Genomic DNA, 18,116 nt, shown 5'->3' with positions numbered 1-18,116 from the left:
GTTGGGCGGCAAGGATGCTGGATCAGTCGAGACGCTCGGCGGTCTTGTTTCTTGAGCACGGTTGTGGCCGGGTACCAGCAAACGCCGCTGGCGACTGTGCCGGGACACTTCACTCACCAAACCCAGATGCCGCTTGATCTGTCGTGCATAGCGGCGGAACTGGCGTTCGCTCATGGGCGGATGGAAGCCGAGATCGTCGAGCCCACGATAGATCTGCGCGGCGCAGTAACCGCTTTGAATGCACTCTGCGCCTTGATCCTGGAGGTGCTACGGGAGAAGGCGCTCGATCTACAGACCGACTATACGGAGGTCATGCTGCGCGAGCGCCGTACCTGCCAGCCCAGCGAACGGGGACGCATCGGACTGCGGGTCAGGACGGCCACGACCTCGGCGCCGGGCATGTTCCAGATCGAGTGGTATCGGGTTCAAGGCAAGCAGCGGACGAAGTATCTCCGGCGCGGCAAGGACAAGCACGGCCGTCCCCGCATGCAGTACAGCCTCGCCAGCTTCGGTCGCATGACAAGTTGGGAGGAAGCCTTGATCCTCCACTACGAGCCCCAGTGCGCGCGGCTGCGGGCGCTGCTCCACCACATCGGTCAGCTCCGCCGTGACCTCCACCCACTCACGGTGGAAGCGCGGGCGCTGGTGGTCCTGGGCGAGCCGGATCAGGACGCCGAGGTGGAGATCGAGGGGGGCCGCATCCGATGATCGTAGACTGAAGCGCCTGGCGTCTCAGTGCATGAAAGCACAGGGTGCCCGTGACCAACAGACCCTCGCCGTCTCGGGACGTTGGGCCATCACTGAAACCGGGCAGAGGAGAGAGACACCCGATGGGTCATCTGGCAGGCAGTAAGTCCGCGTTGACACCCTTGATCGATCGCTTGAACCGCTACCCCATCGGGCTGGTGGACAGCGCGCGGCTGCGCGAGATCCTCTCGCTCCTCTTCGATGACACCGAGTCCTTCGTCGGCTCGCGTTTCCCCTTGCATGAAGCGACGCTGGACGAACTGGTCGTACGAACTGGCCTGTCTCCCGAGCACCTCCAGCCGGTGCTCGAGCGCATGGCCGACAAGGGACTGGTGATGGACATGCCGTTCGCTGGCACGACCTATTACCTCTTGGTGCCCGGTCTCATCGGCTTTATGGAATTCACCTTCATGCGGCGGCGCACCGATCTGCCGCTCGCCGACCTGGCCCGGCTGATGTCCGAGTACCTGCAGGAGAATGGTCAGGCGGGACAGGCCGGCGAATTCTTCGGCAGCCGTACCTCGCTCACCCGTGCCCTGGTCTACGATGAGCACATCCCGGTGAGTTCCCGGATCACTGCCTACGAAGACGCCAGACGCATCATCCATGAGGCCGACTTCTGCGCCGTCACGCTCTGCTACTGCCGCCACAAGAAAGAGCACCTGGGCGAGACCTGCCGCAAGGGGGCGCCCGTCGAGGAGATCTGCATGGTCCTCGGCGAGGGCGCGCGCTTCTTGGTGCGCCGCGGCTTCGCGCAGGAGCGCGATAAGGCGAGCCTGCTGGAAACCCTCACCTATGCCCGCTCGCTCGGCCTCACCCATGTCACGGACAACGTTCGCGAGCAGCCGTCCTTTATCTGCAACTGCTGCCGTTGCTGCTGCGAGCTGATGGCGGGCGTCCAACTGGGCTTCAACGAGGGGATCGCCAAGACGTCCTTCCTGGCCGAGATCGACTCGGAGCGTTGCAATTACTGTGGTGCCTGCCTCAAGACTTGCAACGTCAAGGGCATCGGTCTGGCGCCCGCCGCCCGTCAGTATCCCAAGGACGCGCGCTTCGCCGCCGTGGATACCGCGGTCTGCCTCGGCTGCGGCGCCTGCATCCCGGTCTGCGAGCAGGGGGCGATTCAACTGGTCGAGCGCGTTCAGCGACCCAAGCCGCCCAAGTCGCGCGGTCAGCTGTTCGCGCGCATCCTGTGGGAGAAGGGACGCCTATGGCCCTTTGTCCTGGATCGGCTGAAACGACGATGGTACTAAACCGGACTTCCGGACGATGAAGCCCCTCGATCGATGAGCTTCGGTCGACTCAGCAGATAGAGCAGCACGCCAAAGAGCGGAACCGCGACCACGAGCACCCGCCAGGCGCGTGCGTCGACGTGCCTGCGTCGCATGTCATCCATTGTCAGAAACGGCAGCACGAGGAGCAGGAGCACCAGATCGATGGTCATGATGTGGACGAGGGGCTTGGTCTGCCACAGATCGACATAGGACTGAACGGATCCTCCCGCGCCGACGATCACGAGCAGGAGCGAGACGATCAGCAGGATCGCCGGTCCTGTCCGCGTGTCCAACTGCTGTTGGAGCCGGGACTTGGCCCCCTCGACGTCGCGACCCCAACGCCGCAGCGCCACGTAGAAGAGGATGCCAAAGGCGCCCACGACGAACGACAGGATCACGAACGGCCAGGCCGGGAGCGGCTGCTCATCCCCATCGAAGAGGACGAGCAGGGCATAGGCCATGGGGATCACGCCAAGGAGATTGAACACCATGAAGACCAAGGGCTCCACGGCAGAGATGTCCACGGTGAGCGATGCCATGACGACCTGTCGGGTGTAACCGTCGTCTGGGGGCAGGAGGAAATTGCTGGCCATGAACCCGTAGAGCGGGAACGCGACCCAAAGCAGCCACACCAGGTTTTGGGGGAAGGTCAGCGATTCTCGGAATGCCTGCGAAAACTTGCCCGCCATCGATATGCACCCTCCTGATTGAGCCAACCCTCACGGTGCGCTCGCGGGTCACCCGGCGACCGCATAGGGTCATTGCACGCGGCAGCCATGCTTGATCACCGAGCCTCAGCCAGCGCCCCAGGATCCGCTCCTGACCGCGGCGGCCTCGGGCGGGCCGATCACGGTTGGCGCGAGCCCGCCACCACGACGTGGGGGCGCGCCGTGAATCGACAACCCGCGCGCACAGACTGCATCGCGGCGGAGGTCTCCGACTGCACCCAAGCGGGAGAGACCCTATTTTGTTGTGTGTCGGCGAGGCCGGAGGAGATGGGTCTCCTCGCCGACAGGCTCGTGATTCCGACAATTCTTTCACGGTCTCGCAGCGAAACCGATGCCGCGACTAAGCAATCGTGGGCGCCTCGCAGACCTCCAGCAGCAGCGGCAGCACTTCGTCCAGCCAAGCGTCGATGCGGGCATCGGTGAGTCGGTGCTGCAGGTGCTGGTCCAGCGCCAGGCCCACGAAGCGACCGTCGACGACGGCCCGCGAGCGCTTGAGCTCGAAGCCGCTCGCGTCGATGCCGCCCACCAGTTCGGCGCCGGCCTCGGTGAACACGTCATGCAGATCCTTCAACGCGTCGCAGAAGTAGGTCGGATACTTCTCTTGGTCGCCGAGCCCGAACAGGGCGATGCGAGTGCCGCTGAAATCTTTGCCTTCGAGCTGCGGCAGGAACTCCAGCCAGGCGGGCTCGTCGGTGTCGTTGGCCTTGCCGGGGAGTCCGCCCTTGCCATAGGTGGGCGTGCCAAGGATCAGCGCCTTGAAGGCCAGCAAGTCGTCGGCGCTCGCGCGATTGACGTTCAGCGGTTTCGCGACCACGCCCTCACCGAGGCGCGCCTGGATTGCCTTCGCGATCTTTTTCGCGATGAGTCTGGTGGTGCCGGAATCCGTGCCGAAAAAGATGCCGATCTGGCTCATGCTGCCCCCGTTGAATACGTGTGGCTCCCGCAGGAGCGCTGGTGACCGTGTTGGCGATGAAGGTGTTAAGCAAAGCAAAACTCGCACCAATCGATGATGCGCGCCGCCTGCGGAACCATGACGAGTGTCAGCGCCAGCCGCCTCGGATCATGACCGTCCGAACCGTCCCCGCGACGCAAGCCCGTGCGGATACTGATGGGCAGCGAGGATGCGCTGCGATCGCTGGACGGCCGGGGTCCACCGAGATCGCCCGCCGCGCCCCTCTACTCTGTCGCGAAACCGACAACGGTCATGGTTTTGGATGGGTCAGGACCGTCGGCACGGAGGCCTGAGGCACTGTTCGTCGACAGGGTTCGGAGCCGGTTGTTTGGAGCCGAGTGGAGATTCGCCCCAACGGAGCAGCTCTCGGTTCAAGATGGGTCAACGAAGGGCGCCGCTTCTCGCGAGCCCCTCAGGGCATGTCGTCGACGCGGCAGCGGGCTGCTTCGGGCTTGGCAAGGGACGGATCGTCGTCCACCCGGATCTCACTCAATTCACTCTGTCCCCGGAGTTCAATCAGAGGCGGCCGGCGTCGCCCTTTCCGCGTTCGCTCCGAGGTCGGGGAGCGTTCCTCATTCCTCGATCGGCTTGGGTCTCCCGAGCAGATAGCCCTGAAAGAGGTGGTAGCCGTTCTCGCGCAGGAAGCGCCGCTGCTCCTCGGTCTCTATCCCTTCGGCGATGACCTCCAGTCCGAGTGATTGACTCATGGCAAGGATGGCCCGGACGACGGCTGCGTTGCTTGGATCCGTGGCGATGTCGCGGACGAACGACGTGTCGATCTTCAACTGATCCAGTGGCAGCAGTTTGAGAGAGGACAGTCTGGATTAGCCGGTGCCGAAGTCGTCCATCGAAAAGCTCACCCCGAGCGCCTTGAGCTGGTTCATTCGCCTGACGACCTGCTCGGCGTTCTCCGGTACCGCGCTTTCGGTCCATTCCAGCTTGAGCCGTTGCGGGTTGGCCCCGGATCGCTCCAGGCTGGCCTGGACCTGCGCGACGAAGTCGGGCTGATGGAATGCCGCGCGCTGACATTGACCGCCCTACGCAGGAAGCGGGTCCGTTCATTGGCCGCCCATGTCTTGATCTGAGCGCAGGCCTTGCCCATCACCCATTGGCCGATCGGCAGGATGAGTCCGTCCGCGTCGCTCGCTTGTGCCCTCTGGCAAAAATACGCGGGGAGTTGTCACTCGACCTCCTTGGCTCGGTGACTCCTGCGTCCCATCAGCAGAAAGTCGCCGTCTTCGCTCTACAGACGGCTGTCGACCCATAGGAGACATCGGCGCTGCGAACAACGACGGTGGCAATGAAACCCAGAGCGGACATTGCGCGAGTCGCGTTGGTCGTCAATGACGCCGCCGATTTCCCCCGCACGCGGGGCGCCCGCTTGGGAGGCTGTTCCGCAGCCAATGCCGGATTGGAACCTCCTTGGTCAGTTGGAGCACGACAACTACTCGACGCCGAACGCTTCGTCTATCGACTGCCCAAACCACAGCGTGATGGCACCACGGCGCTGACGCTCATACCGCTGGAGCTGATCAATATCTCGCGGCACTCATCCCGCCGCCCCGGCGGCACCGCCATCGCTACCATGGCGTGCTCGCGCCGAACGCATCGCTGCGGGCGGCTGCCATCGGCTTCGGCCGTGAGATGGCGCATGCAGCCGGCGCACCGACCGAATTCAGCTCACCGCATCGGGCGCCGGCCTCCAATGCCCGCTCCCCGGCGCTCCATCTCTGGGTCATGCTGCTGGCCCGGCTGTTCGAATCCCTGCCGCTGGTATGTCCCAACTGCGGTGCGGACATGCGCATCATCTCGTTCATCACCAAAGCCGAGCCCGTCGAGCGCATCCTCACCCACATCGGTGAGCCGCCACGCCCACCGCCGATCGCGCCCGCGCGCGGCCCCCCCCGCCTGGGACGATGCACCCCGAGCCGACGCCGGACTACGACCTCCTCCAACAGCCCGAGTCCGACTTCGAGCTCGATCAGCGCATCGCGTCGTAGCCGCCGTTTCTCGCAGGATACGGCGCTGCCCGTCTCGTCTCGCGGTGGCACGCTGCACCGCTGATTTGATCTCCCCGCACCCCCCGCACCCCCCGCAACGCCGGCGCCTGCACTGTCCCGACGCCCGTCAGCCCGGATGTTCGGTGTTGACAACATATCCCGCCCCCGATAACGTCTCGCTCCGAGCCAAGTTGGACTCTCAGGGTCGCTATGGATTTCCTATCCGTCTCCGGGTTGTAGTGCGCGTAATCCATGTGTCGCGCATAGTCGGCATCGTCGCGGATCACATGTTCCCAGAAACGGCGCTGCCAGATGCCCCGCTGACAGTGTAATGATGCAGTGCATATGCTCCGGCAGCACGACCCAGGCATCGATATCAAACGGCCGCTCGCGGCGGGTACGCCGCACCGCCTCGCGCAGCGCATCGACCTGCCGGACCAGCAGATCCTAGCGACGCTCCAACAGATTCACGGTCAAAAAATACGTGCCGCCCGGAACCCTCCAGCGGCGATAGTCCGGCATATCCCGCCTCCCGTGTCATCGATAGGGCGGATGCCCGATGGGGCGATCCGCCAATCTTCCGCGCATTACAAGGCCGAGTACCGCGGCAGAAAGCCCGGCACGAACAATCGATGTTGTCATTCCTGGCGGGTCGCGGAACCCGTCCATGGTTCCGCCTAATCGGGCTCCACGAGCGTGCAAAGTGAGGCCCCAACCACTTGGTGTCCAACCCCCGGGCTGCATCGCTTAGCCGGGCGAGGTCTATCCGGCGTGCCCCGCACGCTCCAGCGCCGACGGCGAACCCGCGCCCGACCCACGCGGCGGCGCCCCCCGGCAGACCACTCCCCACACAAGCACTTGCTATTCCAACTTACTCAGTAGCAAAATCGGCACAAACCGGAAACCTCCGGCTACCGTTGGCCGCTCACCCCGCACGGCCCTGCTGTTCCTTATGATGGGCCTGATACACGGATCTAAGACTTACCGATTGCCACCTCCGCCGACTTGACACACCACAAACTGAGACCTCACTCGCAATTAGAGTCATGGCAGACCCACAGACGGACGCACACCCGGCTCCGCGAACCGCTGGCGTCGACATCAAGCGCCGGGTAGTTCATGGCAACCAATGCCTCGTTGTTTCCTTTCCTCGCTCTTTTCGCGACGACGAGTGGGCACAGCGCTTCGGTGAGCTCCAGACATATCTCGATACGCCTCTTGCGCCACCCATACTCCGGCGCCGACTCGTTTTCAGCCTGATCAATTGCCGCTGGATCGATCCGCTCCCGCTCCTCTCGGCTCTGATCGAATCCGTCCGGGCAGATTCCAATTCCTGGCGCGTGCTCTATAGGCTGCCGCCGCCGGACGAAGGCCCCGCCACCCAGGACGCCAGCACTTATCAACGCTCGCCCAACCGGCTATTGCTTTTCTTGGCACGAGAAGGATTTCTAGCCGAGCTGCTGAGATGCGGTATTCGCGTCGTTATCGGCTCACAGCTACTCGATGAGGAAGTCATCGCTGAGTACACGCGGCTTCCCGCGCGCCCTTCCTACGCCGACGCCCATTTTATACCAGTCACTCTACTCGATGTACCCGAACAGGAGCGCTCACCTTCTTTCTCCGCAGATACCGTCGATAGCCTCCTTGGTGGAGTCTCCTTACCCCTCCGGTCCAAGTGCTCCGCTCCCGAGCGCAAACAGCTTTTATATACCCTGCGCGCTGTCCTCCAGGAATTCCTGCACAACGTCCAAGAACACGCCTATCCCCAGCCGGAACCACGGCCAGTCGCTTTGTATGTACGTTTTCGCCAGGGAGGTGTCGGTCTCACCCCCGTCGCAAAGGCCGCTTGCGAGCGCGATCTCCAGGAAGAGCAAAAGCATTGCCCGCGATTGGACCGAGTCTGGCTGGACGCACGAGCCGGTTGCCTTGAGGTCTTCTTTCTAGATCGCGGGATTGGTATCGTTCAAAGCTACGCGACCGCCCAACGCCAGGGGAACGCATCAATCGACGCGAACAAAAGGTCCAACCCCCAGGGCAATCGCATCAAGCGCTGCTAACATTAGCGGGTACCGATGTATCAGCGTCGCCCTTCCTCTGAGGCGACTCGAAGAGCAATTTCGACAGGTAGGACTCGTCCCAACCGGCTTTCAAGCGTTTGTTCTGGATGCCGAGCTTGGTGCCGTCATTCTTGAGGCGCGAGAGGGCGAGGTGACGCAGGACGGCAAGATTCTCGCGCGCCACCGGATCGCGGACACGGCACTCATCCTCACGAAAGGCGATATCGAGATTCCAATGCAACCCGTTTTCGATGCCCCAGTGACCGCGTACTGCGTGGGCAAAGCGCGCGGCGCTGGTGCCGATGCTGCCAATGAAATAGCGGGTCTCGACCGAGACCTTGCCGGCGACCTCACGGCGCGATTCAACCATGCCGATCATGTTCATTGCCTCCCACGAGGCGCTGTGCGGCACGCCGGAAAGATCGCCCAAGGTTTGGTAGCGACGGGTTTCGAGACGACCATGCCCTCGCTCGACGGTTTCGAGGAATGCCGAATCGACACCGGCGTAGCCTCTGGCGTCGGCGTCGATGAACGCCTCCTCGACCTCGGCGGCCAGCGTTTCCTGGTTGCCTTTGAGCGCGAGCACATAGTCCCCTCCCTGGTGGATGATCTGCGCGGCAATCTTGGTCTGGCAGCCCATGGCGTCGATGGTGACGATGCAGCCCTCCAGCTTCAGCCACTCCAGCAGACGTGGAATGGCCGTGATCTCATTGGATTTGGCGTCGGTGGCGACCTGTCCGAGCACCACCCGATTGGCCGTCGCCCAGGCACTGACCAGGTGCAACGCCGCCAAGCCCTTGCCGCGGCTGTGGGAGCGGCGCAGGGTCTTGCCATCGACGGCAATGATCTCTTCGGGGATCAGTTCGGCCACCGACGCGCTCCATTGGCGAAAGCAGGCGGCAAACTGTGCGGGATCGATGAGCGCAAACACCCGCCCGAAGGTGTCGTGCGACGGAATGCCCGCGGGCAGTTTCAGAAACGTGCGCAGCCACGCCTCCTTGGCCTGTCCGAACGTCTCGACACCCACCCAACCGTCGGCGCCACTGAAGGACGCCGCGATGGTGATCACGATCATCTCACTTAAGAGGTGCCGTCGTTGGATCGCGCTGCGCGGCTCGTCCAGCGGGGCAAAATGGTGCGCAATCGATCGCTCCACACTCAAGTCGCACATCGGCGAGATCTCCCCAAGATTCTAAAGACTCAAATCATTGGGGCCGCAGTACGGATTGTCTAACAGTATGCGCTAATGCGTTGATGCGATTGCCCTGGTCCAACCCCCCCTCGCGGACTGAGCATGGCGATGCGAACGGCTTTTTACGAAGGCACAAGCAGCAAAAGCGAGCCAATGACTCTATATGGAGGACTTCACCTAATACACAACCTATTGGCTCGGTGCGGAGACTATATCCGTGCCTTGAATGACAACACCTGGTATGGATCAACCGTCCCATTTTCTCGACAACAACAGCAGGTGCATGCACTCGTAAAAGCTAGAGCGGGCACGTCGTCTCTTACGGGCATGATCTACCATCTACGGATTGGGTGGAAGGAGCGTGGAGATCGAGAAGAAGACGGCTGGACTAGATACGGGGCGGAGGAAATAGAGACGGTCGAACAGGAGTTGGCTCGCACCGATGAGGACTGCGTGGAAATCTTCTCTTGGTTTGAAAACTGTACCGTTTACGACGACCGACATGAGTCCCCCTTTAAAATTGAGCGAACAGCTAACGACGCCGATTGGCTAATGCTGCTGCCCAAGCGTCACCTCATGAAGTGGGATATTCTGAAGCGTCTCGAAAAGCTTTCGGACGAGCGTGGAGGCGAGTCTTGCACATTGGTTATTGCGGACATTCAAAGCTACGAGGCCGGAACTTATCACGCCGCAATCTCCGACAGCGGTTTCGGCGTGAAAGAGCGGTGGCCAGCCGCATTTCAGCGCATCGTTTTGGCGACAAACCGACTCACCTTCGCTTTTGTTGACTACGAAACGAAAGGCATCGGACGCCACGGATTTTCAGCGACAAAGCACCCAGGCGCATTCAAATCCGGCCTTCCACCCTTTCGTTCCTTGCCCGACTTGTCCGTTCGCTCTCTCGTTATACATTGGATAAAATGGCTAGACTCCATAAGACTTTGGCGAACGATCGACGAGTGGCCTGGGCTGTTTATTGCGGAGCGAATAACATGGTGCGAGAACAGCGCCGGGGGACCCTCCGAGATTGGCGGTTACTTGAACTTCCCCAAGACCGCGCACAATAACCTCTGCATGTCTCTTTATCGAAACGCTCTGAGCCGGATCTTCGGCTTGTACGACGAAAGCTCTCACGAACTCATCCCATTGGACCGCCTTGCCCTGCCGGTTGTGCAGGAGGTTTACGAGAAGGACGTGCTTGATCCCCCCAATGCCGGCGTTGAGATTGCTGAGATAGCCGTCGGATCCGTTCTTGTGTCAGGAGCCACACTCCATGCTTCCGGCCTCGCTCAGCGATCCGTTCATCTACTCGTGCATCCGGACAGCCAATTACGTGGGAAAAAGACAGCATTATTTCACTGGTTCGCGCCGTGCCCTGCCGACCTTCCCGTTTCGACAAAAAAGCGAGTTGGTAGGACGGCCGCGATCGCTCCGGAAGGGTGGCTGAGCTTCGAGGTTCCACGTTATCAATCTACCCCCGATGAACCTACTGCAGATCCGAAACCTATTGGAGCCCGCACCCCCGGCGATACCTACAGCGACCTCCAAAGCACCAGTCCGGTCATCGCGAAATTCGGCCATTGGTGCTACGAAGGCCACCACGATTTTCTAACATTCAATATCGACGATGCCGTGCGCGATGCGTTCTTAAGGAAGGGTCCCCTCGCAAGGTTTCTTTGCACAAATGTCCTGGCTCATCTCGGCGTGCCGGCGTCAAGTGTACGTGAAGAGTACCTGAAGCTGATCGATTCTACCGAGATGGCGCCGGCGGGCATTATTGTCTACCGATCGCACCCAAGCAGCGATCGAATTATCAGACGCGTCCTCGACGTACTGGACGGTAACGGCCGCAAGCTGGCCGAGACCTGGATATTCCCAGTACAGCCGCTGCGCACGCGCTGGGGAAGCAACAGACACCCCTGGCGTGGTTGTGCTGTTATCACAGCCGCTGCGCACGCGCTGGGGAAGCTCCTCGCTCTTGGTGCCTCCGTTGGAACGCGAAGCCATCCGCCAAGCGATCAAACAGAGGTCTAGCGTTCTGGTTTTCGACGACGCCGCGATCTCCGGGCGAACTCTGCACGATCTCCGCGTCGCCTTAAACGCTTGGGGTGCCCGCGAGATCCGCACTTTGATCATTGCGAACAGGATGCGCACCCCAGCCGAAGCACCGAACATCGACTACTACTGGCGCTTCGACGTGCCTACGATGGGGCGCGAAGGGCACTGCCCCCTCTGCAACGCGTTGCGCCTTGCGGAGAACTTTTCTCGCAGTCTGGTGGCACGCAGCGCTGCCTACAACGACCTACGGGACTGGATGCGACATTGGGCGAAGGTTTCCCCCCTGAGTCGCTGGGACAAGGGGCTCAATCCCATGCCTTTGGCTCAAATCTTGAGGAAGAAATATTGCTACCGCATCGAGGCGACGAAGCATCTTACCGAGATTCCGATCTGCCGCTCGACCGGGCTCGTCGCTCATTCGGCTGAAATTCACGCAATGACGGGACGCGACGATTATGGTCTATCCAAAATCCGCGAGCAGACCTGCCCTGAGATCCGAGTTGAGCTCGCGGCAACCCATATTTTGCTCTTCGGCGACGAGTTCGACCAGGACGTCGTCATCGATCTTGCAGGCGCCTTGATCGACGCAGCCGCGCAACTTCCGAGCTACTCCGCCTATGGATCGCTGGCTGTTTTAACAGTGATGCAGTCCTTAACCCTATTGAGACGAGAAGCCCAAGCGCAGGTCGCTAAAAAAGCGCACACCATGTTTGGCACACTGATTCCCCCTCGTCACGCGCAAGTACTTGTCGCTTACCTTATTGGGTGCGGTCTGGCCGATAGACAGGACGAAGCGCTGCGCAGCGCGGCGAGGCTGCTGTCGACGCGCCATTGCGGTGTTGCAGAGAAGCTCCGTGCTCTATTCCGTGAAACTCGGTCTCCCCGCGGCAACCTTCACGCCGAGCCTATTCCGCATTTGCTGGATCGGTTACAAAAGGACCTGGCCTGTGACGCAGACGAGTTTATGCGCGCTGTTGACAGCGTATCCGCCCTCAGGGATCTCGTTCAAGAATTGGGTACTGATCTCGCGAGGTGCGGTCACGCGGAAAACAGCCCGACATCTACGTATGCGGAAAGGCGCGAGGGCTTGTTGAAGTGTTGTGATGAGGCCGAAAAGGTTCTTATTGGCCTGGTGAACCCGAACGCCGATGTTTCGGCTGCAAGGCAGTCCGCCATCCAACGGCTTAAAGCGGTGACCTCTGCGCTGGAGGCCATAGCAGATTGCCATTTTCTCCGGATCGATTGTAAGAACGAGTATCGATACCACGTTTTTAAGAGCGCGCTGGTCGATTTGGTCGCATCGCTAGGTGATTGGCAAAGTGCTTGCGCCGGAAAGGACGTCGTACAAGGAGAACGAGTCGTGAAGTTCAGCGCCACTTCCGGGCTGTCGCCCAGCTTCGGAGACGCGGTCTCCGTGTGGATTCCATGGAATCGAGCGATCTGCGCAATCGTGCGCGATCTAGTTGCGAACACCGTTTGGGCATCGAAACAAACAACGGACCCCTGGGATCCGGCTTCTCTCGAAACCGCCGATCTTTGGGCTCGTATCGAGTACCTCGATAAGAGCGCAAATATCTGCCTGGCGAATGTCTCTGCCCAGTCTGCCTCGGATGTCTTCAATGGCGTTCGAGATGGAGCGCGGCGAAAGACCCGCTGGGATGCGCTGGGAGAGCTTGGCGGCAGCGTTGAACCATTGTCCACGAGCGGCTCGCAGACCTTCGCTGTTCGGATACTCCTACCGTATGCTGCCTTTCTTGGCCGCTAACTCAGAGGGTGTAGACAAAAATAATTGAGCTGCTATTTGTATACCAGTCTACAACTGAGCTGGTGTGCGCTGATGTCGAAAGCTGGTCGTCCCCCCAAGATTCACGAGGCGGAGCAAGCGGTATTGCGTCAAATTGTCACGGATCGCCCGACCTCCACGCTGTCAGAGATTGCCCGGGAACTCGCGGCACGGACGGGAATCGAGGCTCATGAAGCAACGATTCGCAAGTCCTTGCGGGAGGCGGGCGTCACGCGCCTCCGGGGCGAGAGTGGTCTCGAGGCGCAAGCGCGCGCAACGCCGCGTCGGTATGGGTATACGGATGCGCATCGTCGCCACGACCCCGACCAAAGCTACCCAAGTTGTCTGACCGATGCGGAGTGGGACTTGGTCGCCGCTCTCTTTGAGATGCCGGGCGGGCGGGGTCAACCGCCCCGCGTGTCGCGCCGGAGCATCCTGGAGGCGTGTTGCTACGTGGTGCGCACGGGGTGCGCGTGGCGGATGCTGCCGCACGATTTCGCGCCTTGGCAGAATGTCTACAAGACGTTTCGCCGTTGGAGTGCGGCTGGGAAGTTTGAGCAGATGCATGATCGACTGCGGGGGCAATGGCGCGAACGCGAGGGGCGTGAGATCGCGCCGACGGCGGCGGTGCTGGATGCGCAATCGACCCGCGGCTCGCCGCAGGGTGGACCGAGCGGCTTTGATGCGGGCAAGCAGGTCAAGGGGCGCAAGCGCAGCCTGGTGGTCGATACCTTGGGGTTCGTGTTGGCGGTGAGCGTGGTCGCGGCCAATCTTCAGGACCGCGATGCCGCCTCGGGCGCCGTCGCTGACGCGGCCGCCAAGTACCCCCAGATCAACACGCTGTTTGTCGATAGCGCCTACGCCGGTCAATTTGCCCAAACCACCGAGCAGACCCACGCGATCCGCGTGGAAGTCGTGCGCCATCCAGCCAACAAAAGCGTTGGCTCCTGGCACGTGGACGGGGCGCCTGACCGAGTGGTGATCGCCAACGCCGACGGCTTCGTTCCGCTGCCGAAGCGCTGGGTTGTCGAGCGCACCCATGCGTGGAATGAGCGTGCCCGTCGATTGATCATGCATCATGACCGTCTGCCAGCGGTCTCCGAAACCTGGGTTTGGCTGGCGGAGGCGCGCATCCTGCTGCGGCGGTTGACCACAACGGTTTGATTTTGTCTACACCCTCTCAGAAGGGCTTAGCTATGCAACCCTTTAGGCTCATGGTTATCGATGACGAGCTTGCTTCCCGCAGGAAGCAGTACGAGCGCGTCTTTTCCAAACCGGATTTTGACACGGTTTTCGTCGGCACGCCCGCAGAGCTCAGAGACAACATTAACCGCCCGGTTGATGGATATTGTGTCGATGTATTTCTCGACTCGGGCGATTGGCATGGACGGAACGCAGCAAGCCTTCTTTCTAACGAACTGCTCGACAGGCCCAGACCAGCCCCGGTCTTTCTTGTCAGTCGGCACTGGGGCGATCCTTCGGCCATGGCGCTGGTATCGGAAGCAAATCGAATACCGGATGCTGCTGTCGTTCGTTATCTGGCTTGGACGGAGTTCGAGGAGGTTGCCAAGAAACCTGCCGCGAAGGAGCCGGCAAAACAGCGGGAAGGAGCGCTGCGAAATAAGATCCTGGATGACCTCACGACCTGGCATGGCTGGAGCACATTTCGCCCAGGCCCCGATGATCCGATTCGGATTTTGACCCTCGCCGACATGCAGTTCGGCGATAAAAACACTGCACCTGACGCAATTTTTTCCGAGCACTGGATCGCGAAGGCTCTGAATCGCGATGGGCTAATCCCGGATTTGGTCGTCCTGGCGGGCGACTTGGCGTTCGGCGGCTCTCCGGCTGAATACGGCCTGGCCAGGAACCGTCTGGTCGACGACCTTCTCACGTATATGTGGGGAGCGAATCGTTTCGATAAGATGCGGGACCGTCTTATCTTAACCCCCGGGAATCATGACGTGAACCTGCGATTTGCAGCGTGCGACGGATATGGCTTCGATTTGCACAGCGGGAAGCTGAAAGAAATATCAGGCGCTTCGCTCTCCGGATCGAAACCCGACAGCCGGTCCGATGGCTCCTGGCGAAAGTTGCACAGCGACTATGCCCTGGATCCGTTTCGCCATTTCGCACGGGAGCTTAGAGGGTGTAGACAAAATCAAACCGTTGTGGTCAACCGCCGCAGCAGGATGCGCGCCTCCGCCAGCCAAACCCAGGTTTCGGAGACCGCTGGCAGACGGTCATGATGCATGATCAATCGACGGGCACGCTCATTCCACGCATGGGTGCGCTCGACAACCCAGCGCTTCGGCAGCGGAACGAAGCCGTCGGCGTTGGCGATCACCACTCGGTCAGGCGCCCCGTCCACGTGCCAGGAGCCAACGCTTTTGTTGGCTGGATGGCGCACGACTTCCACGCGGATCGCGTGGGTCTGCTCGGTGGTTTGGGCAAATTGACCGGCGTAGGCGCTATCGACAAACAGCGTGTTGATCTGGGGGTACTTGGCGGCCGCGTCAGCGACGGCGCCCGAGGCGGCATCGCGGTCCTGAAGATTGGCCGCGACCACGCTCACCGCCAACACGAACCCCAAGGTATCGACCACCAGGCTGCGCTTGCGCCCCTTGACCTGCTTGCCCGCATCAAAGCCGCTCGGTCCACCCTGCGGCGAGCCGCGGGTCGATTGCGCATCCAGCACCGCCGCCGTCGGCGCGATCTCACGCCCCTCGCGTTCGCGCCATTGCCCCCGCAGTCGATCATGCATCTGCTCAAACTTCCCAGCCGCACTCCAACGGCGAAACGTCTTGTAGACATTCTGCCAAGGCGCGAAATCGTGCGGCAGCATCCGCCACGCGCACCCCGTGCGCACCACGTAGCAACACGCCTCCAGGATGCTCCGGCGCGACACGCGGGGCGGTTGACCCCGCCCGCCCGGCATCTCAAAGAGAGCGGCGACCAAGTCCCACTCCGCATCGGTCAGACAACTTGGGTAGCTTTGGTCGGGGTCGTGGCGACGATGCGCATCCGTATACCCATACCGACGCGGCGTTGCGCGCGCTTGCGCCTCGAGACCACTCTCGCCCCGGAGGCGCGTGACGCCCGCCTCCCGCAAGGACTTGCGAATCGTTGCTTCATGAGCCTCGATTCCCGTCCGTGCCGCGAGTTCCCGGGCAATCTCTGACAGCGTGGAGGTCGGGCGATCCGTGACAATTTGACGCAATACCGCTTGCTCCGCCTCGTGAATCTTGGGGGGACGACCAGCTTTCGACATCAGCGCACACCAGCTCAGTTGTAGACTGGTATACAAATAGCAGCTCAATTATTTTTGTCTACACCCTCTGACAGCGTGGAGGTCGGGCGATCCGTGACAATTTGACGCAATACCGCTTGCTCCGCCTCGTGAATCTTGGGGGACGACCAGCTTTCGACATCAGCGCACACCAGCTCAGTTGTAGACTGGTATACAAATAGCAGCTCAATTATTTTTGTCTACACCCTCTTACCGGAGCGCGCGATTGGCAGTCGAGCAAGAGTCTGAGTTGGGTTGATCGGCGTTTTCAGCACTGCGGAATTCGGTTCTTCGCGCTGAGCACCGTTTCGGCCCTCACGGCTGCGCAGCCGTCGAGAGCGACATTCGACGAAGATGCGTTGGGTGAGATTACCAGGAGTTTGGGCGTCGACGACGACCCGGATGGGTTATTCTCTATTGCTGTCTCGCATCATGGAGCCCAGTTGGGAAACATCGCGGATGTTCAGACGGATAATTGGACGACAGCGGGGCGGCAATTTTTTGCGATGCACGGAATCCGCTTGTGGTTGTTTGGCCATTACCACAGGTTCAAGATTTCCCCGTTGCTTGAGGAGCCTTTTTCGAGGCGACCTTTGTGGCTGCTCCAGGCGCCGACCGCGCGAATATTGCCGGGTCAAGGAAAGAGGGGATTCTGTTTACTCGAGCTGCTTCGTACTGGAGGGAGAGTCGACGACGCTTATGCCTATTTTTATGAGCTGGACGAAGACGGCGTATGCGCAGACAAGCCAAAGCCGCGAAAAATATTCGGTAGAGGCGACTAACGTCACGGACCAGCGAGGCTACGGGAAGCTAGTGCAGCGCTGTGAATATAACGAGACCATTGGGTGAGCTAGGCCGCGAGCGGCTTGCCTTGATATGTCCAGCGAAACGATTTTGCCATGGTTTCGTTGAAGGCCTTGATGGAGGTGCCGAGCTTGCGGCGCAGGTCATCGAGGAAACTTAAGTTGCCGCGGCGGATGACTTTGCGCGCGAGGATAGAGAACCACATCTAAATCTGGTTGAGCCAGGAGGCGTGCTTTGGGGTGAAGTGAAAGACGATGCGGTGAGCGGGGTCGCGCAGAAAGCGCTCGCGCGTGGCCATGGACTTGAGGATACCGCGCGTGCGTGTGTTGCGCTGGTTCGCGCGCAGCGGGCCGCTCGAGCCGGACGATGTCCGCGACATGCTGGTATGAGAGTCAGTGGCTTCTCGCCGGATGCCCCGGTAAACGTCGACTCGCATGATGGCGCCCGGCATAACGCGCCTCCTGTATGACTTGCTCAGCCACTCTAGGTCCGGTTTGTGGACCAATGCTCCCCGCTCCCGCCTTAGACCCGATGTCTTTTGTTGGCCGAGTCCAGACTGTCGCCATACCCGACCCCAGTGACCGCAGTGGGGGCGCGGCCGTCACCGAGTCCAGTGGTTCGAGTGACCGTTCCCCGCGTGCTGCAGTCGCTGACGTTCTGGTTGGCACTGACGGCTTTCATGGTTACAAGACCGTCATCGCTGGCGTTTTGCGTCGCATCATCGAACGGAGTGGATTGGTATCGCGTGCACTCAGGACCGACTGATGGACTGGGCGTCGTCCTCGTCGCGCAGGCGTGTGATAATTTCCAGTAGGTCTTCGTGGTCACGATTTAACAAGTACACCTCGGTATCCTGATCGAAGTTGTCACGCCAGCTTCCTAACGTTTCGCGCGTATCCTGGCGGGAATCGACAACTTCGATCGGGTTCGTGCTCGCGGCGGACTCTCCGTTCCTAAAGACAAAGAACAGAGCCGTCAGAAGTAGCCCGAGAGGGCCGGCAACGAACAGAGAAAGGGCGATAACGGGCACATGGCTCGCTTTCCAGCCTCCGCGTGATTGACCTCTGCGCATATGCAACCTTGTTGGGAGCGATTGAGATGTCGTGCAGTCAATAAGGATTGTTCGTGGTCGATCGAAGTTACCGCATTGTCCGGAACTTGATCGATGAAAGGCTCCGGGGAGTCTGCGGGCTATGGTAGAGAAGTCCGAGTGTCTGACGTGCTCAGGGGGC

The 18,116-nt window shown here is 60.9% G+C and carries 16 protein-coding genes and 2 pseudogenes; 8 read left to right on the top strand and 10 right to left on the bottom strand.

The genetic code is table 11. The features are described 5' to 3' along the window. Window positions 1–63 precede the first annotated feature (63 nt). Together mobI and THIVI_RS07090 are read left to right on the top strand one after the other, a co-directional pair. Window positions 64–708 carry a conjugative transfer protein MobI(A/C) gene (mobI, locus tag THIVI_RS07095; RefSeq protein ID WP_014777940.1) on the top strand — a complete coding sequence of 215 codons (645 nt, stop codon included), beginning with the start codon at window positions 64–66 and terminating at the stop codon, window positions 706–708. 122 nt (window positions 709–830) lie between these two features. Then, window positions 831–2,000, top strand: coding sequence for a 4Fe-4S binding protein (locus tag THIVI_RS07090; RefSeq protein ID WP_014777939.1), 1,170 nt, complete (start codon window positions 831–833; stop codon window positions 1,998–2,000). On the opposite strand, the gene THIVI_RS07085 is transcribed toward THIVI_RS07090, so the two are convergent. From THIVI_RS07085 to THIVI_RS23485, 3 genes and pseudogenes are all read right to left on the bottom strand, one after another. Then, complete coding sequence (locus tag THIVI_RS07085) at window positions 1,997–2,710, bottom strand: hypothetical protein (protein ID WP_014777938.1); 714 nt, start codon at window positions 2,708–2,710, stop codon at window positions 1,997–1,999. The genes THIVI_RS07090 and THIVI_RS07085 overlap by 4 nt on opposite strands. A gap of 379 nt (window positions 2,711–3,089) precedes the next feature. Further along, on the bottom strand, window positions 3,090–3,662 hold the full coding sequence (locus THIVI_RS07080; RefSeq protein WP_014777937.1) for a flavodoxin: 573 nt from the start codon (window positions 3,660–3,662) through the stop codon (window positions 3,090–3,092). Window positions 3,663–4,273: 611 nt separating this feature from the next. Next, window positions 4,274–4,675: pseudogene (locus THIVI_RS23485) on the bottom strand (EAL domain-containing protein). Between the two features lie 616 nt (window positions 4,676–5,291). Here THIVI_RS23485 and THIVI_RS24550 point away from each other — a divergent pair. Further along, complete coding sequence (locus THIVI_RS24550; RefSeq protein WP_052314972.1) at window positions 5,292–5,765, top strand: hypothetical protein; 474 nt, start codon at window positions 5,292–5,294, stop codon at window positions 5,763–5,765. A 166-nt stretch (window positions 5,766–5,931) separates the two neighbouring features. Here THIVI_RS24550 and THIVI_RS25610 read toward each other — a convergent pair. After that, a pseudogene (locus tag THIVI_RS25610) lies at window positions 5,932–6,223 on the bottom strand (transposase); the annotation flags it as partial. Window positions 6,224–6,747: 524 nt separating this feature from the next. On the opposite strand from THIVI_RS25610, the gene THIVI_RS24545 reads away from it, so the two are divergent. After that, entirely contained in the window at window positions 6,748–7,758 is a 1,011-nt protein-coding gene (locus THIVI_RS24545) for a hypothetical protein (protein ID WP_014777935.1), read from the top strand. Here the strand turns inward: THIVI_RS24545 and THIVI_RS07060 are convergent. Beyond that, window positions 7,745–8,929, bottom strand: coding sequence for an ISAs1 family transposase (locus tag THIVI_RS07060; RefSeq protein ID WP_014776993.1), 1,185 nt, complete (start codon window positions 8,927–8,929; stop codon window positions 7,745–7,747). The two genes, THIVI_RS24545 and THIVI_RS07060, sit on opposite strands and share 14 nt — an antisense overlap. A gap of 243 nt (window positions 8,930–9,172) precedes the next feature. Here THIVI_RS07060 and THIVI_RS07055 point away from each other — a divergent pair, with 243 nt between their 5' ends. The 4 genes from THIVI_RS07055 (at window position 9,173) to THIVI_RS24540 (ending at window position 15,040) form a co-directional block, all read left to right on the top strand. Beyond that, entirely contained in the window at window positions 9,173–10,984 is a 1,812-nt protein-coding gene (locus tag THIVI_RS07055) for a hypothetical protein (protein WP_157174390.1), read from the top strand. Beyond that, complete coding sequence (locus THIVI_RS07050; protein ID WP_041446872.1) at window positions 10,941–12,773, top strand: hypothetical protein; 1,833 nt, start codon at window positions 10,941–10,943, stop codon at window positions 12,771–12,773. Before THIVI_RS07055 ends, THIVI_RS07050 begins: the two co-directional genes overlap by 44 nt. Window positions 12,774–12,845: 72 nt before the next feature. Beyond that, entirely contained in the window at window positions 12,846–13,955 is a 1,110-nt protein-coding gene (locus THIVI_RS07045; protein WP_041447215.1) for an IS5 family transposase, read from the top strand. A gap of 50 nt (window positions 13,956–14,005) precedes the next feature. Continuing rightward, a complete protein-coding gene (locus THIVI_RS24540; protein ID WP_157174389.1) occupies window positions 14,006–15,040 on the top strand; it encodes a metallophosphoesterase family protein in 1,035 nt (344 codons plus the stop codon). On the opposite strand, the gene THIVI_RS07035 is transcribed toward THIVI_RS24540, so the two are convergent. From THIVI_RS07035 to THIVI_RS07020, 5 genes are all read right to left on the bottom strand, one after another. After that, window positions 14,953–16,062, bottom strand: a complete 1,110-nt coding sequence (locus tag THIVI_RS07035) for an IS5 family transposase (protein WP_041447215.1) — start codon at window positions 16,060–16,062, stop codon at window positions 14,953–14,955. The two genes, THIVI_RS24540 and THIVI_RS07035, sit on opposite strands and share 88 nt — an antisense overlap. Window positions 16,063–16,106: 44 nt before the next feature. Beyond that, entirely contained in the window at window positions 16,107–16,232 is a 126-nt protein-coding gene (locus THIVI_RS26030; protein ID WP_281054912.1) for a hypothetical protein, read from the bottom strand. A 698-nt stretch (window positions 16,233–16,930) separates the two neighbouring features. Next, window positions 16,931–17,089 carry a hypothetical protein gene (locus THIVI_RS25205; protein WP_174284506.1) on the bottom strand — a complete coding sequence of 53 codons (159 nt, stop codon included), beginning with the start codon at window positions 17,087–17,089 and terminating at the stop codon, window positions 16,931–16,933. Beyond that, window positions 17,090–17,335 carry a hypothetical protein gene (locus tag THIVI_RS25200; RefSeq protein ID WP_174284505.1) on the bottom strand — a complete coding sequence of 82 codons (246 nt, stop codon included), beginning with the start codon at window positions 17,333–17,335 and terminating at the stop codon, window positions 17,090–17,092. Window positions 17,336–17,635: 300 nt separating this feature from the next. Beyond that, window positions 17,636–17,914 (bottom strand): hypothetical protein, encoded by a 279-nt coding sequence (locus THIVI_RS07020; RefSeq protein ID WP_041446869.1) that lies wholly within the window; start codon window positions 17,912–17,914, stop codon window positions 17,636–17,638. Between the last annotated feature and the right edge of the window lie 202 nt (window positions 17,915–18,116).

Source organism: Thiocystis violascens DSM 198 (assembly GCF_000227745.2).
Taxonomy (GTDB): domain Bacteria; phylum Pseudomonadota; class Gammaproteobacteria; order Chromatiales; family Chromatiaceae; genus Chromatium; species Chromatium violascens.
Note: the sequence above shows the minus strand (reverse complement) of the source record. Positions and strands in the feature narration are given on the sequence as shown.

What these genes read in the sequence shown, in the direction of transcription:
- THIVI_RS07090 (WP_014777939.1), top strand. Translation starts at nt 831, where the DNA reads ATGGGTCATCTGGCAGGCAGTAAGTCCGCGTTGACACCCTTGATCGAT.
- THIVI_RS07085 (WP_014777938.1), bottom strand. Translation starts at nt 2,710, where the DNA reads ATGGCGGGCAAGTTTTCGCAGGCATTCCGAGAATCGCTGACCTTCCCC.
- THIVI_RS07080 (WP_014777937.1), bottom strand. Translation starts at nt 3,662, where the DNA reads ATGAGCCAGATCGGCATCTTTTTCGGCACGGATTCCGGCACCACCAGA.
- THIVI_RS24545 (WP_014777935.1), top strand. Translation starts at nt 6,748, where the DNA reads ATGGCAGACCCACAGACGGACGCACACCCGGCTCCGCGAACCGCTGGC.
- THIVI_RS07060 (WP_014776993.1), bottom strand. Translation starts at nt 8,929, where the DNA reads ATGTGCGACTTGAGTGTGGAGCGATCGATTGCGCACCATTTTGCCCCG.
- THIVI_RS07045 (WP_041447215.1), top strand. Translation starts at nt 12,846, where the DNA reads ATGTCGAAAGCTGGTCGTCCCCCCAAGATTCACGAGGCGGAGCAAGCG.
- THIVI_RS24540 (WP_157174389.1), top strand. Translation starts at nt 14,006, where the DNA reads ATGGTTATCGATGACGAGCTTGCTTCCCGCAGGAAGCAGTACGAGCGC.
- THIVI_RS07035 (WP_041447215.1), bottom strand. Translation starts at nt 16,062, where the DNA reads ATGTCGAAAGCTGGTCGTCCCCCCAAGATTCACGAGGCGGAGCAAGCG.
- THIVI_RS25205 (WP_174284506.1), bottom strand. Translation starts at nt 17,089, where the DNA reads ATGTGGTTCTCTATCCTCGCGCGCAAAGTCATCCGCCGCGGCAACTTA.
- THIVI_RS25200 (WP_174284505.1), bottom strand. Translation starts at nt 17,335, where the DNA reads ATGCCGGGCGCCATCATGCGAGTCGACGTTTACCGGGGCATCCGGCGA.